Annotated in this window: 10 protein-coding genes and 1 other annotated feature; of the genes, 6 read left to right on the top strand and 4 right to left on the bottom strand. The window is 55.8% G+C overall.

Features of this window, described 5'->3' with window-relative positions:
- Positions 1 to 174: 174 nt before the first annotated feature.
- A complete protein-coding gene (gene glgX / locus OSO_RS0113765) occupies positions 175 to 2,319 on the bottom strand; it encodes a glycogen debranching protein GlgX (protein WP_010583857.1) in 2,145 nt (714 codons plus the stop codon).
- 231 nt (positions 2,320 to 2,550) lie between these two features.
- Positions 2,551 to 3,741, bottom strand: coding sequence for a SpoIIE family protein phosphatase (locus OSO_RS52380; RefSeq protein WP_010583856.1), 1,191 nt, complete (start codon positions 3,739 to 3,741; stop codon positions 2,551 to 2,553).
- Positions 3,742 to 4,224: 483 nt separating this feature from the next.
- On the opposite strand from OSO_RS52380, the gene OSO_RS0113750 reads away from it, so the two are divergent.
- Genes OSO_RS0113750 through OSO_RS43425 form a run of 6 tightly spaced genes read left to right on the top strand, consistent with a single transcriptional unit; the run spans position 4,225 to position 12,872 of the window.
- On the top strand, positions 4,225 to 5,010 hold the full coding sequence (locus tag OSO_RS0113750) for an Hpt domain-containing protein (protein WP_010583854.1): 786 nt from the start codon (positions 4,225 to 4,227) through the stop codon (positions 5,008 to 5,010).
- A gap of 6 nt (positions 5,011 to 5,016) precedes the next feature.
- Positions 5,017 to 8,118 (top strand): hybrid sensor histidine kinase/response regulator, encoded by a 3,102-nt coding sequence (locus tag OSO_RS43440; RefSeq protein ID WP_010583853.1) that lies wholly within the window; start codon positions 5,017 to 5,019, stop codon positions 8,116 to 8,118.
- 12 nt (positions 8,119 to 8,130) lie between these two features.
- Positions 8,131 to 8,658: a chemotaxis protein CheW gene (locus tag OSO_RS47945; RefSeq protein WP_010583852.1), complete on the top strand. Its 528-nt coding sequence runs from the start codon at positions 8,131 to 8,133 to the stop codon at positions 8,656 to 8,658.
- Positions 8,655 to 10,898, top strand: coding sequence for a methyl-accepting chemotaxis protein (locus OSO_RS47940; protein ID WP_010583851.1), 2,244 nt, complete (start codon positions 8,655 to 8,657; stop codon positions 10,896 to 10,898). Before OSO_RS47945 ends, OSO_RS47940 begins: the two co-directional genes overlap by 4 nt.
- Entirely contained in the window at positions 10,895 to 11,965 is a 1,071-nt protein-coding gene (cheB, locus tag OSO_RS0113730) for a chemotaxis-specific protein-glutamate methyltransferase CheB (protein WP_010583850.1), read from the top strand. The genes OSO_RS47940 and cheB overlap by 4 nt, the downstream gene beginning before the upstream one ends.
- Positions 11,966 to 11,969: 4 nt before the next feature.
- Entirely contained in the window at positions 11,970 to 12,872 is a 903-nt protein-coding gene (locus OSO_RS43425; RefSeq protein ID WP_162130541.1) for a CheR family methyltransferase, read from the top strand.
- Positions 12,873 to 12,967: 95 nt separating this feature from the next.
- Here the strand turns inward: OSO_RS43425 and OSO_RS0113720 are convergent, their stop codons facing one another.
- Positions 12,968 to 14,335, bottom strand: a complete 1,368-nt coding sequence (locus OSO_RS0113720) for a hypothetical protein (protein ID WP_010583848.1) — start codon at positions 14,333 to 14,335, stop codon at positions 12,968 to 12,970.
- 167 nt (positions 14,336 to 14,502) lie between these two features.
- A complete protein-coding gene (locus tag OSO_RS0113715; protein WP_010583847.1) occupies positions 14,503 to 15,006 on the bottom strand; it encodes a hypothetical protein in 504 nt (167 codons plus the stop codon).
- Between the two features lie 416 nt (positions 15,007 to 15,422).
- Positions 15,423 to 15,555 (bottom strand) — a sequence feature (16S ribosomal RNA rRNA prediction is too short).
- Positions 15,556 to 15,667 lie beyond the last annotated feature (112 nt).

Below are 15,667 nucleotides of genomic sequence, written 5' to 3'. Positions count from 1 at the left end.
CGGTTTACCTGCGTTGCATTGCGCGATCTCGCCAGGCGCAAAGTGAAATCAGAAGCCCAAATATCCGAGAGCTAACGCTGCTCGGCTCGCCTGAGTTTCGCTTTTTATGGGGTATCACGGCACCGAACAACGTTGAGGATGCGAACTATTGCCACGAAGAATCCAGTTGCACTGTTACTTTCGCAGGGTTGATTCAGAGCCGACGATCTGATGCCGGAACAGGGCCATGCTGCGTGGCCGCAGCACATACGGTTTGGTGACATCGACGGGAAGAATCTCGGTCTCGCCTTCGTAGGTATCAAACAGCCGGTCGAGCGTACGGAACCTGCGAACCTCCGGCGGAAGGTTGAATGTGACGGGCGTGAAGTGGGCGTTCATCAGGATCAGCAGGTTGTCGCCGATAATGCACGCTCCTTGATCGTCGATCTGACTGCAATGTCCGAGCAACAGCAGACCCAGCGAACTTCGCGTTGGCGATTCCCAGTCTGCAGGCGTCATCTGGCGTCCGGTACTGTCGAGCCAATAAATGTCGTCGACATCGTCGCCATGAACCGAGTTCTTAAAGAACCGACGGCGTGACAATGCAGGTTGATCTCGGCGGATTTCAATCAACCGTTGCAGGAATGCCAACTGTTTTTGGGCGGATTCTGTCGTGTCCCAATTGATCCATGACAGAAAATTGTCCTGAGCGTAACAGTTGTTGTTGCCTTGGGCGGAATGAGCGACTTCGTCACCGGCCAGCAGCATGGGAACGCCTTGCGAGACAAACAGCGTCGCCATGAAGTTGCGCATCTGACGGTCGCGCAGCTCCAGGATTTCCGTCTTGTTGGTTTGGCCTTCGATCCCGCAGTTCCAGCTGAGATTATGATTGTTGCCGTCGCGATTTCCCTCGCCGTTTGCTTCGTTGTGCTTGTCGTTGTAGCTCACCAGATCGCGCAAGGTGAACCCGTCGTGGCAGGTCACAAAATTGATGCTTGCTGATGGCTGTCGGCCGTTGTCTTCGTACAGATCACTGCTGCCCGCGAGACGCGTCGCCAATTCGGGCACTGTGCCCTCATCGCCCTTCCAGAAGCGACGGATGCAGTCACGATAACGGCCGTTCCACTCGGTCCAGATAATCGGGAACCGGCCGGATTGATAGCCGCCTTCGCCGATGTCCCACGGCTCTGCGATCAGTTTAACCTGCGAGAGGATGGGGTCTTGATGGATGACGTTGAAGAACGCGCTCATGCGATCGACATTATGGAATTGCCGTGCGAGCGTCGCGGCGAGGTCGAAGCGAAATCCATCGACATGCATCTCGGTCACCCAGTAACGCAAGCTGTCCATGACCATTTGCAGTACGCGTGGATGTCGCAGGTAGGGCGAGTTTCCGCAACCGGTGAAGTCGGTGTAGTACCGGCGATTGTTGTCGTTCAAGAAGTAATAGCTGGTATTGTCGATGCCGCGCCACGACAACGTGGGGCCGCGTTCATTCCCTTCGGCCGTGTGGTTGTAAACGACGTCCAGGATGACTTCGATGCCGGCCGCGTGCAGTGTGCGGACCATCGACTTGAATTCCTGCAACATGAGCTCGGGCTGGTGAGCCGCACAGTACCGCGGCTCGGGGGCAAAAAAGCCGAGCGAGTTGTATCCCCAGTAGTTGACGCGATGCTGCTGGGTCAGAAAATGCTCATCGATATGAAAATGGATCGGCAGTAACTCAACGGCGGTGACCCCAAGTTTTTTCAGGTGGGCAATCGCCGGGGGACTGGCAAGGCCGGCATAAGTTCCGCGAAGCTTTTCAGGCACATCGTGCATCAGCTCGGTGAAACCTTTGACGTGCACTTCATAGATGACGGTGCGTTCCCAAGGGGTTTCCAGCCGATGGTCATTGCCCCAGGTGTAGTCGGTGTCGACGACCATCCCCAGGGGGGCGAAGGGAGCCGAGTCGCGATCGTCGAACGACAGGTCGGTTGTGGCATCGCCAAGCCGGTAGCCAAACAGCGAATCATCCCATTTCAATTGACGCCCGACGGCTCGGGCATAAGGATCGAAGAGCAATTTGTGGGGATTGAATCGCAGTCCATTCTGCGGATCATAGGGCCCGTGGACACGAAACCCATACAGCGTGCCCGGTCGCATGTCCGGAAAGTAACCGTGGAAGACGTTGTACATCCGCTCGGGTAGCGTGATCCGTTCGGATTCGATGTGATCATCGGGCGAGTTGAACAAGCACAGTTCCACCTTCGTCGCGGTATCCGAAAACAACGCGACGTTGACGCCACTGCCATCCCAGGTGGCTCCCAGTGGATAGGGGTGTCCAGGCCAGACGCGCATGGGAATCTCCCTTGAAGCGAACGTAGGAACGACTTGAGATGAGTGTTGTCTATTCTCCGTCCCGGTTCTCATTCCGCCAGTGCTGACTTCGTCAGGACGATAGACCACATTCCGAAATCCGTGTACGGCAGCAGGGTGTTCGTTGCAATCGTCAGAAGCAGATCATCGTCGTTTGCATCGGAGCCGCGACATCGACTGGAGCCATGACGAATTCGTGATTTGAACAGGTCCTTAGACGAATTTGATCTCCAGGATCGAAAAATCGTCGACGAAGGGAGCCCCGCCCTGGACGTCGCGTCCCACGGAATGGATCCGCTCGATGGCAGATTCGCCAGGGGGAGGCGGTGCCGAGATTGCCTCCACAAATTCGCCGAACGGCCACATCGAACCATCGGGTTTGTGCAGTTCGCAAATCCCGTCACTGTAAAGGTACAACAGCGAACCCGGCGCCACATCGACCCGTTGACCGTCATACGGCATATCCTCGACGACACCTGTCATGGGGCCCTGACTTTCGAGCTGCAGGCATTTTCGGGGTGACGCACCGTCGCCGGAGAGCAGAATCGCGGGCGGATGCCCCGCTCCGGAATAGTTGAGCTCGCGCGTGTCCGTGTTGTAAACGCCGTACCAGATTGTGAAGTACATCTCGTTGTGCTTCTCCATCAGGAACGCGTTATTGAGCGCGGACAGGACCTGGCTGGCGTCTCGGAAGTCGCATCCTGCCAGACTTTGGGCTCGCAAGACGTTCATGGCCGAAACGGACATCAGGGCTGACTTCACGCCGTGCCCACAAACGTCGAGCAAATAGCAGGCGAAGTTTTGATCGTCGAGCCAGTGATAACCAAACGAATCGCCGCCCAGTTTTGACGAGGGAATAAACATCCAGTCGGTGATCAGGCGATCGCTGTTGAGCTTCTCGGGCAACAGCGACGTCACATAGCGTTCCGCCTGCGCGAGGTCTTCTGCCAGTTCTCGCTGACTCTCACGTAAGGCTTCAAACGCTTCGTTTCGCTCGAGGAGATGGATATAGCCGCTGGAATGATGTCTAATCCGGGCGATCAATTCGACGCGATTCGGCAGTTTGACGAGATAGTCACTCGCACCCAGGCCAAACGCTTTGGCTTTCGTCACAGGTTCTTCTTGTGAGGACAACACGATGATGGGGATATCGCGCGTCGCCTCGTTGGCGCGATAGAATTTCAGCAGTAGCAGGCCGTCGATGTCCGGCATGACGAGGTCTTGCAGAATGACCGTTGGCGACAGTTCTTTCGCACGAAGCAATGCCTGTGCGGGATCAGAACAGTAATGGAATTCGATGTCGTCTTCGCTTTCAAGCATTCGACGAATCGCCTCGGCCACGATCTGCTGATCATCAACCAGCAGCACTTTGATTCCGTGATTTCCCGGCGGCGATTTCAACATAAAGGGCAGGGCTTTTTCGTGATGGAGAAACGAAGACAGGTCGCGACTTCATCTCAAGACGACATCCTCTCTCTGTGTCTCCGTGCCTCTGTGTCTCCCTCACAACCAATGCGTGCCCGGTCGACACAAAACGTACCGGTGGGCCCAGCGGGGGAAGGGGAGTCGCAGAGGCACGGAGACACAGAGATCGGCAAAACTTAAAATGTGATGAGTTCTGGTCAACTGGAATGACTGTATCAATCAAAAACGATGTCGGGCAATGACCTCCATCTTTCTCAGGGCCCTAACCTGACTAGTTGTTGGAATTTGATGGATTTGCCGATGATTTGGCCTGTAGTGATTTTAGCGGAGCCGTGAACTTGGCGGGCGTAATTCCCAGGCATCCCGTCAAAGGTTGCCATGAAAAGTTTGTCCGTCCCCTGTTCACCTAGTAAAACAAGGAGGGTTCTTGAAATGTGCGATCGATGATTCTCGGGGCCGGCCATGAGTGGCGAGATATTCAATGACGGTTCGATGCTCGAGATCTTCCGAGCGGAAGTCGAGACGCACGCAGAAACGCTGACGTCGGGGCTGCTGTCGCTTGAACGCGATCCTCAGGACACGCAACAGATCAGCGAGATGATGCGCGGCGCGCATTCGATCAAGGGTGCCGCCAGGATCGTCGGGATTGATCCGGCAGTGCGTGTGGCCCACGTCATGGAAGACGGTTTTGTCGCGGCGCAGAACGGTCAACTGTCGTTGCGGCCCGAGCAGATCGATGTGCTGCTGCGTGGCGTCGATTTTCTCAGTCGTATTTCTGCGGCGTCGAAAGAAGCCAGCCTCGATTGGAGTCGCTTTGATGGCGATGCCGCTCAACTTGTGAGCAGCATCAGCCACGCGCTTTCGATGGCTTCGGAGACGTCACGACCCGTTGCGATGGCGTCGAATGCCGGTTCTGTACCTGTTGTCAGCACGGTCACTCCGCCAACTGTTCCGCGACCCGTGACGGACACGGTGACCGTTTCCGTCGCTCCATTTCTGGATACCGCAGAGGCTGAAGTGGTTCGACGAGGGTACGTCGACGCCTGCAATTCGTCGGCCCAACGATTTATTCTCGATCTGTCGCAAACGGTCGATCTGGATGCCACGGGGCTCGCGCTGTTGGCTGCGTTGCGTGACACGCGCGGGGGGCAGGGGCCGCACGTGGAATTTACGGGTGTCGGACCTGATGTCCAGTTCGTCTTGAGAGTCACGGGCATTCAGCCATCGCCTGATTCGGGAGGCCCGTGATTCCCGATGACTGATCGAACTGATGAATTCATCATTGACGCGCGCGAGCACTTGGGCGTCGTCGAAGATTCGTTGCTTAGCCTTGAAAAGCAGCCCGCGGCAGACAAAGCCTCGGCCATGATCGATCGTTGCTTTCGATCGATTCACACGATCAAGGGTGACGCAGGATTCCTGGGCCTTTCTCGAATTCACGAGCTGGCGCATGCGATCGAGTCGCTGCTCAGCGGAACCAAGTTCCCCGTTGCTCATCGAATGATCGAGCTGCTTTTCAGCGCTCGCGATCGCCTGGCGGCACTGGTTGACGACGCCTATCAAAGTTCTCAAGTCGATATTCAGGACATCATCGATCAGTTGGCGACCGCGTCGGCGAGCAAAAGAACGGATGCCGAGTTTGACGTCGATTTGTCCGATTGGAGTGCCAAGGCTGAGGGAGGACGTCTGGTCCGTCGGATGCGAGAGTATGTCGCCCAGAGAAATGTCGGTGATGCGCGATTGCAGCTCGGACCCAGTCGTTTGAGCCAGTGTCTTCCCACCGGTCCCGTGCGTTGGTCGGGTGTGTTGATCAAACCGCGTGAGGAACACGCGCCACCCGTTTTCGAACCGTTTGTGCGCGAAACCCGACAAAGGCGATCGGTTCGTTTGAACGCGGATCTGTCTGCGTGGTCTCGTCCGCATCAGGGTGTCGTTGATGCGTTTCTGAAAGTGGCAACAGCAGTCAATGTTGTGTCCGGACGCTTGACGCTGCCCGTCGTCGATCTGTTTGCCGTGCTGCCCTCGGGGAACGTCACTTGGACGGCCGAGTGCGAAGCGGAACGATCGAGCGACCAATTGCATAAGGAGCTCAACTGCCGAGTTACGGACCTTGATTGTCAGGGGGCCGCGACGAGTTCACGCGGCGACACGACGACGTCTGTGGCCGCGTCATCCTCGGGAAAGTCGGCAATCCCCGCGAATGCACGTACGCCCTTTAACGCCCCTGCCGTTGGCGCGTTGACAATGCCCAGTCTCACCGAAAAGTCATCGACACTGCGAATTCAGGTTGAGCTTCTGGATCGAATGATGACGCTGGTCGGCGAATTGACGCTGGTGCGAAACCAATCCTTGCTCTCGTTTTCGGACGAGGACGCGACGCATCGTTCAATCATCCAGCGGTTGAACTCGGTAACTTCTGAGCTGCAGGACGTCACGCTGCGTGCACGGATGCAACCTGTCGGAAACTTGTTCGCCAAGTTTCCCCGCATGGTGCGTGATCTCGCCCGGCAGCTCGGCAAACAGGTGGATCTCGAACTGCTCGGTCGTGACGTCGAACTCGATAAGTCGATCATCGAACAATTGAGCGACCCTTTGATGCACTTGATCCGCAATAGCGTCGATCATGGCATTGAGATGCCAGCAGAGCGTGAAGCGCAGGGAAAGCCACCCGCTGGTCGAATCGTTCTGTCGGCCACGCACGAAGATGGGCAGATTCAGATTCAAGTGCGCGATGACGGTAAGGGAATTGATTCGGCGGCCGTCAGGGCGAAGGCGCTGGCTGTGCAACTGCGAACGGCGGCCGAGTTGGATCGCATGGTGCCCCGTGAATTGTTCTCACTCATTCTCCTGCCAGGATTCTCAACGGCGACTCACGTAACGGAAGTATCGGGGCGTGGCGTCGGTATGGATGTCGTCAAGACAAATATTGAACAACTGGAAGGCACAATCAGCATCGATTCCGACGTTGGACGCGGAACGACAATGACGCTGAAGCTGCCCCTGACGCTTGCCATTATTCGCTGTCTGATCGTCACCGTCGGGCCAAATCGCTTCGCGGTTCCTCAGCGAGACCTCGAAGAAGTCATCTGTTTGCATCCGAAAGCCAGTGGTCATATCGAACTTGCCTTTGATACCGAAGTCTATCGGTTGCGGGATCGCCTGTTACCGATCGTTCGGTTCTCGGATGTCGTGGGCCACCATCAGAGATTTACGGCAGAAAAGAAGGCGGAATTGCTTGCCGCGCGAACGATTGCAGTCGGTGAGAGGCCCATTGAGTACATCCTGGTCCTGCGGCAGGGCAGTCGCCGTTTCGGACTGGTGGTCGATGAGGTTCGCGGCACGCAAGAAATTGTCGTCAAGCCGATGCATCCTTCGATGAAACGGGTCAACCTGTTTGCCGGCGCGACAATCATGGGGGATGGCCATGTGGCGCTGATCGCCGATGTGGATGGGATCGTTGATCACGCAAATCTGAGCTTCGATTCCGCAGTCGAGACGCTCGATGAGCGCCATACGGCACGTGACGCCGCGCAGGTTCATCGCGTCTTGCTGTTCGAATATGGTCCGCGGGAACAATTTGCATTGCCCCTCATTCAGATTCGGCGAGTTGAACTCATTCATCGCGATCGAATCGAGCGGGCGGGGGATCACGAGTTCGTTACGGTCGACGGAGTCTCGACGCGCATCTTGCGACTTGACCGATTGATTCACACGTCGACGCTGGAATCCGATCCTGCGCTGATGACGTTGATCCTGCCAAAATTTGTGTCGCTGCCAATGGGGATTCTGGTCTCACGAATCGTCGATACCGAGTCACTTGCACTCGACATTCAGCAGCATCCGGATCTGCCGGATGGGATTCTTGGTTCGGCCATCGTGCGTGATCGACTGACGCTGTTTCTTGAGCTTCATCATCTGTCGGAAAAGCTGTTCGGCACGGCGGGGACTGTTTCATCACCGGGGCGAAACTCTGAACGCACGTCGCGACGCGTGCTGCTGATCGACGATACGGCGTTCTTTCGTGAAGTCGTCAAACGGTATCTGGTCGCCGAGGGATTCGATGTCACGACCGCCATTCATGGGGCGGATGGCTTGAAGATCCTTTCGACGGGGCGACCGTTCGATTTGATCGTGTCGGATATTGAGATGCCGGTAATGGATGGCTGGGAGTTTGCACGCGAAGTCCGTCGCCGGGGGATCAAGACTCCCATGCTTGCCCTGACGTCATTGAGCGGCGAGCAGAACGAAGCGAAGGCCAAAGAGTGTGGATACGACGGGTATGAAGTGAAACTCGATCACGACCGTCTGGTCCGCAAGGTGAGTTTGATGTCCGTGAGTCAAGCGAATTCGAACTGAAAGGAGGCCGTCATGGAATCGCTGCGATTGTTCTGCACGTTCCGCTTGAACGGGCAACTGTTCGGCGTCGATACGCTGGACGTCAAAGAAGTGACGAATGAACCGACGTGGACGCCTGTTGCACATGCGCCGGAAGAAGTGCTAGGTCTGGTCAATATTCGCGGACATATTTTCCTGGCATTGGATCTCAGGCAATTGCTCGGGATGCCGTCTCAGCCAGTGACGGCACAGACGCGGCTGGTGCTTTTCAAGCCGCATGTCGGTTGTGCGTTTGGCGTGGTTGTCGATGAGATCTCCGAAATTCAAAGTGTCAACGCCGACCGACTCGAGGGGTTCGCCTCAATCCACCGCGACGACCTGAAGCTCGAGCTAACGCGGATTGATCTCGTTTCCGCAATCTGTAAGCAATTTGACGAGCTCATTGTCATTCTCAACCCACGACGGTTCTTGACGGTCGTGGAGCAAAACTTTGCGCGGTCCGACCGACGCGATTCTCTCCATCCGGTCTCAGGACCCCATTTGTCACAGGTGTCACCGTGAAGAACTTAAAACTGACGACGAAATTGTTGCTGCTCACGATGATCCTGATGACGTCGGTCGTCGTCGTCGCGTATGTCGCGATTCATCGCATCTCTTTTTTCAGCCTCCAGATTCGGCAGATCGTCGAATCGACAATCGTGAAGTCGAAACTGACATCAGAGATTCATGTCAAATTTCTTTCGAGCGTTCGAGCGCAGAAGAACGCTGTCTTATCGACCGACGATGACACTTCGAAGTCCTTCGCGGCGATTTCGCGATCGGAACTTGTCGAGGCCCACAGCCTACTTGATGAATTGCGAGAAGTTGTTGCCAAGGATCGGTTGGCCGGCCAGGCGAAGGGGGTCGAAGATGTGGGGAAGAGTCTGGATGTCGCCGAGAAGGTCAACAATACGATCCTCGACCTGGCGATCGAGAACACTAACAACAAAGCGAAAAAGCTGCTTTCAAGCGAAGTGCAGCGACAGCTCGATTTGCTCGCGAGTCGCTTCCATGTTTGGCAGGAAGAGGCCACGGCCCAGTTTGGTTCGAGCGAACAAGAGCTGAAACGACTGAAGACCGTCGATGAGCTGCAAGAAAATCTCATGGGGATCTTCTCGACCACCTTAAGGCACATCGATTCGGTCGATGACGACGAGATGCAGACCTACGAAAAGAAATTGGACGACCTGCTCGAACAGACCAAAAGTGGTCTTGGAGTTGCGTCTGGTGGATCGGTCTCGAATCAGTTCGACGTTCCGACACTTGTTCTGGATTTGAAGGCAACGCTCGCCCGCGTCATCAAGCTGTCTCGATTGAATACTAACAATCGGTCGGTCGAGATTTCATTGACGGAATCACGGGTGGCGGCCGACGAATGTGTCAAACGCATCGACGAACTGGAAAAGCTATTCGCGGTCGAGGCGAGAAACGGTCGAGATCTGGGAATTGCCGCGTATCTCAGTACTCTCTGGTGGATCATTGGTGTCGCGATCGCCGGGCTCGTACTGGGACTCGTCGCGGCCTACTTCGTCAAAGAATCCGTAACGCGTCCGGTCTTTGCCGTTCGGAATTTGGCTCAATCCATGGCGGATGGGGATCTGACGCAGCGAATTCTGCTGAAGCAGCGCGACGAAGTGGGCGAGCTCGCGACATCGACCAATTCACTGGCGGATTCATTGACGACGATCGTGACACAAATCAAATCTGTTTCGAATGGTCTGTTCGATTCGGCGATGGATCTGAATGGTGTGTCGGATCAACTGGTGTCCCAGAGTGAGACGACTTCGCTGAAGTCGTCGAGCGTCGCCAGTGCGTCCGAACAGTTGTCCTCAAATATCAGCACAATGGCTGCGGCGGCGGAAGAAATGAGCGTGAATGTCGCCTCGATCAGTTCTGCCAGTGAAGAGATGAGCGTCAACGTGGGCACGATTTCGTCTGCAGCCGAACAGACTTCGAACAACGTTGGGATTGTGTCGACGGCTGTGGGAGAGATTTCGAACTCGTTTGAAGACGTTCTGAATGACGTCCGTGAAGGATCGCGCGTGGCCGAGGATGCCAGCCGGATGGCGGATTCGGCGACGGCGACGATTCAACTTTTGAATCAATCGGGAGTGGAAATCAGCAAGGTCACTGAAACGATCAAGATGATCGCACTGCAGACGAACCTGCTGGCACTGAATGCAACGATTGAAGCGACTTCCGCGGGCGAGGCAGGAAAAGGCTTTGCTGTCGTGGCCCATGAAATCAAGGAACTGGCGAACCAGAGCGCCAAGGCGGCGGAAGATATCGCTCGTAAGATTGAAGGGGTGCAAAATGACACCCGGCAGGCTGTGCAGGTCATCCAGAATGTGTCACAAATCATCAAGGACATCAACGCGTCGGCCGGTCGCATCTCGCTTTCGGTGGAGAAGCAGACGCGGTCTGCAACGATGATTTCTCAGAATGTTGGTGAGGCGAATAAAGGAGTCAGCAATATCGCCCGGTCAATTGCCGAATTGGCCAAGGCGGCCGGTGACATGTCGCGAAACGTGGCCGAGGCGGCACGCGGTGCGACCGACGTCTCACGAAATGTCGGTGAAGCTGCCAAAGCAGCGGGGGGAATCTCGGCGGATATTCACGGTGTCAGTGTTGCTTCGAATCTGACCAACCAGTCAGCGACGAAAGTCCATGATTCCGCGAAACGTCTCGATCAGATTGGCAAAGAACTAAAGAAACTCGTGGGGCGATTTAAGATCAATCCGGGAAATGCTGATCTCGAATGAGTGGTGAACCTCTCAATGTGTTGATCGTGGATGACTCCCGTATCTTTCGAGGCGTCATTGAGGAGGCTCTTTCGCATCGTGTCGATGCCCGCGTGGTGGGTTCAGTCTGGAGTGGCGAAAAGGCCCTCGAGATGGCGCGACAGAATCCCCCCGATCTGGTGACGCTCGACCTCGAAATGCCCGGAATCGGTGGAATGCAAACCCTGAGGGCATTGCGGGAACTGTCCCGCAACTTCGGGCGATCCATCGGTGTGCTCCTGATCAGTTCACACACGCAACGAGGTGCGGCGGTGACGATCGAAGGGTTGGAGGAGGGGGCGTTTGATTTCATTACGAAACCTGATGGGCCCGATTCCCGCGCAAATGAAGAGTCGTTCCGCCAGCAACTGTTCGCAAAACTGGACACGTTCAAATCGAGCCGCAGGATTGAACCACGAGATGTCATTTCTAACGCTGCTCCGCCTGTATTTTCGAAACGAGTGGCAACTCGGTTTCGCGCCGTCGTCATCGCCTCGTCGACAGGCGGCCCCGATGCGCTAACGCGCCTGCTGCCTCAGTTCGCGCCCCACTGTCCCGTGCCGATGTTTCTGGTCCAGCATCTGCCGACGGGATTCACACAATATTTTGCATCAAGTTTGTCACGGCGTTGTAACATACCGGTCGTCGAGGCGCGAGAAGGCGGGATCGCAGAATCAGGAGTCTTGCACGTCGCACACGGCGGGACACATCTGGTTCTGCACGCACGTGACGGACGGATCACCACCGGTTTCAGCGATGCACCACCAGAGAATGGGTGTCGCCCCGCGGCGGATGTGTTGTTTCGATCCGCTGCGGTTGCATACGCCGGACAGGTGTTGGTGGTGGTGTTGACGGGGATGGGCACGGATGGAGCGAAAGGTGCAGGCGTGTTGAAACGAGCGGGCGCGCACGTGATTGCTCAGGATGAGGCGACCAGCATTGTCTGGGGGATGCCCGGCAGCGTTGTTGCCGCAGGAATCGCCGATCAAGTTTTGCCGCTTGCGGAGATTGGCCCGGCACTGATGTCTCAACTTGGGATCGGACGGTGACCGCGTGGATGTCTCGCCCCAAGAGTTTCGTGAGGTCCAGAAGCTGGTTCGGTCGCTTTGTGGCTTGGTCTTGACCGATGACAAGATGTACCTGGTGAAGTCGAGGCTCGAATCCGTCGTTCGAACTCATGGGCTTAACTCATTCGCCGAGTATTTGTCGCGTGTCGTCCACTTTAGTGCTGTGAAGATGCGGGACGAACTCGTTGAGGCTTTAACGACGGGTGAAACCTCGTTCAACCGTGATGGACATCCGTTCGAGGCACTTCGGCGGCAGATCCTTCCTGAACTGGAGGTGAAAATTCGCCACCGGCGCCAAACGAACTATCCCGTTCCCTTATCACGGATCTGGTCTGCCGGATGCTCGACGGGGCAAGAGCCTTACAGCATCGCGATGGCGATTCTCGACTACGTCGCGGGTGAGGCAGCGAATGGAGTCAGTGCCAAGTCGTTTCCCATCTTGGCGACAGATGTCTCGGCTAGAAACCTGAACATTGCGAGGGCGGGCCGATACACCGAGCGTGAACTTGATCGCGGCGTGACAATGGATCAAAAGCGACGGTTCTTTCATCGAGCCGACGACGGCTGGGATGTGAATGACAGTCTGCGAAGTCAGATTGAGTTTCGGAGGCTGAATTTTATGGACCCCGTCGATCAGATTGGACCTTTCGACATGATCTTCTGCCGCAACGTCCTGATCTATTTCGATGATGCATCACGTCAACGACTGTGCGATTTGTTCCACCGACTCTTATCAGACGAAGGTATGCTGATTCTTGGTGCGGCAGAAAACCTTTATGGTCTGGAAACAGACTTTCAGTCTGAGCCGATCGGCGGAACCTATGTGTATCGCAAACACCATGATCCATCGCACGGCGGATTCGCAACGAGTGAATCGCCTCGCGCCTGAATGCCTTTCGCTCCCGCGATGAAGCTGGCGATTCCAATTTCATCGCCGAATGTCTTGCCCGCTTCGTCTCGCGCATCGCATGGCCATCGAGGCGATTATTTGAGCAGCTTCTGGATTGCAGGCATCAACACGTCTTCTACTTCCGGTGCGGTTCGCGAAACGTTGCTGGTCTCGTAGCCACCCTGCGAATAGGCAATCTTGGTTCCGATGTAGCCTGGCCCATAGTCTCCATACCCCGCAGTGCAGATGAACCGGTCCGGCTGCATGGCTTGGGCGGCCAACTGGTATTCGACGAAAATCTCACCAGGAAGGTTCAGGATCATGGCGGACCCAAGTCGAAGTGCGCTCAGCTCGACCTGATGGCCGGATTTGATGCGTGTGGCGTAGGCGAAGTCTCGAGCGGCGCGACCGCGTTCCCGTGGAATGACGTTCGTATCGAGCATCACTTTTTCGATCTCGGTTAGATTCAGCAATCGATCGCGCAGCGGTAACGAGACAGGCTCGACGCGCCATTCCACATCGCTGGCCGAAATCGGCGAACGCTGAGTGTTCTCGCGGGCTTTCTTCATTCCTTCGGCGAGTCGCTGAGTTAATTCAATTCGAGCTTCTGGCGAGCCGTTGTTGTATTTCCCCGCGGCCAGATTACCACCTGCCCCATTGAAATGAATATGAAACACGCCAGGTTCGTCACGGTCGCGGGTCGCACGCGCCAGCCCAACAAAATCGGAACTGACGGCCCCTTTTCCGTAGTGGCTTTGTGGATGAGTCGCATAGTACGTCACGGTCGTCAACAACGAGTCGCCGTTCCAAAAGCTGATCATCTTCAGATTGGGATCGATCACGCCTTCAGGAGCAGCGATGGCCTCGGGATCTTTTGTTGAGCTCAGGCGCACAATCTTGATCTTGCCGTCATCGCCGAGAACGCGGCGATTCGAGGCGACGCGATCGACTCGTGCTTGGCCAGTTCCGATATGTGTCAGAGGATGCGCGTTCGACAACGAGGCTTTAGCGGCGGTTTCCACTCGTTGAATTGCGGACTTGAGAAACGGAATGTCGTTGATCTTTCCGCTGAGTCCTTGTGCGGCAAGAATTTCTTCGGCATCAAACTCACAACCTGGTGCATCGTGTTGATGCAAAGATTGCACGGCGACTCGAGCTCGCGTCGTTCCCACCGCACGTGCCAAGGCGTCTCGCCACGCATCGTGTCCCGTGTTTCCGATTCCGACAAAATCGACGGCGCACAACACAATCGGATCACCGGCGCCGAGCAGAATCAATCCACGTGCGAACAATGGATCATCGACCTTGGCCGCTTCGGGTACCAACCCGTCACACAGCGGTGAACCCATCGGAGGCGTGACATCAATTTGAAATGTGGCGATTTGTAGCGGGGCGGCTTCCGCAACCACAACAGCCACAAACAAGATCACCAGCGCCGACATCACCGTCCAAGGCCGAATCATAGAGATACCTTTATGCCGCGATCCAAATTGCTAATCTCGCTGCGCGAGATGAAAGTCGGGGCCAGCGTGGCACCATCCCCGGGGCAATGCTCACGCATGCTGGCTACGCGAAAGACGATCCTTCCGACTTTGTGAAGAATCCATAATGCCACGACCGCCCAATGTCCTCAAGCAGAGGCGGGTTCCGATGCGGACGACGAATCTGCCGGCTTGACGGAGATTCGCCGATTCCATGGCATGCGACGGCCGAGCAGCAACCATGCGGACAGGATCATTGATGGCACGACAATGCACATGTACGAGACGAGCCAAAGCTTTATTTCGTCGGCATCCTTCCCGATTTTCGGGAACTCATGGCTACCCAAAGCAAAGATCCCCAGTCGCCAGGTCACACAGTCATCGTGATATTGATGATTCGCCACCTCAAGGCCTGGCGAAAGCATCGTCGTCCAACGAGGAAAGAACCTCTCGTGGCTCGCTTGTTCCCTGATACGTGTCAGAAGCAGGAATCCATTTTCAGACTCAAGATAGATACGGGTGTGATCACCGCCGTGAAACTCAACACCATCCGAGAATGTGCGGCTTCGCGCCCAGACGCAGAGTGAGATACACGCCAATGCCAGAAACGCGACCCCGACCCGATGCCGCGCAGTATGCCAATCACCTGCCATTTACATCCGCCCAACTGCCACCGACGCACCTGAAACCGCTGATGAATTCGATCTCAGCCGCCTCGATCCCACATCGACGCACGACAAGTTGTCGATGACACCTGACGACAACAGCCCCCACCGCATTGTACAAAAAGTGATGGCAATTCGACGACGAAATTCCCGGCCGTACAATCAATTGCAGAGAGGCAACGAGCGACCACCAGCAAACGAAAAAAGCCCACTCAGGTTAAGGCCTGAGTAGGCTTCGTATAAACAGATTGGAGGTTTGAGAATCGGAATTACGCTTGATGCGGACTGTTTGTTATTGATTTGATTCGCTGGAAGATACGGGTTTCAGAAACGATTGCTCGAATCATCACCCCAACCAACGTCTCTGGCGCAATTGACCAATATCCTTTAGAAAGGAGGTGATCCAGCCGCAGGTTCCCCTACGGCTACCTTGTTACGACTTAGTCCCAATCACGGAGTTCATCTTCGGCACCTGTGTCCTTGCGGTTCACGCAGCGACTTCGGATGCCCCCCGCTTTCGTGGCTTGACGGGCGGTGTGTACAAGGCTCAGGAACACATTCACCGCAGCAATGCTGATCTGCGATTACTAGCGATTCCGGCTTCATGCAGGCGAGTTGCAGCCTGCAATCCGAACTGGGGGACGCTTTT

The sequence above is a fragment of the Schlesneria paludicola DSM 18645 genome (assembly GCF_000255655.1).
Classification (GTDB): Bacteria; Planctomycetota; Planctomycetia; order Planctomycetales; family Planctomycetaceae; genus Schlesneria; species Schlesneria paludicola.
The sequence above is the reverse complement of the archived record's forward strand: the minus strand, read 5'-3'. Positions and strand labels throughout refer to the sequence as shown.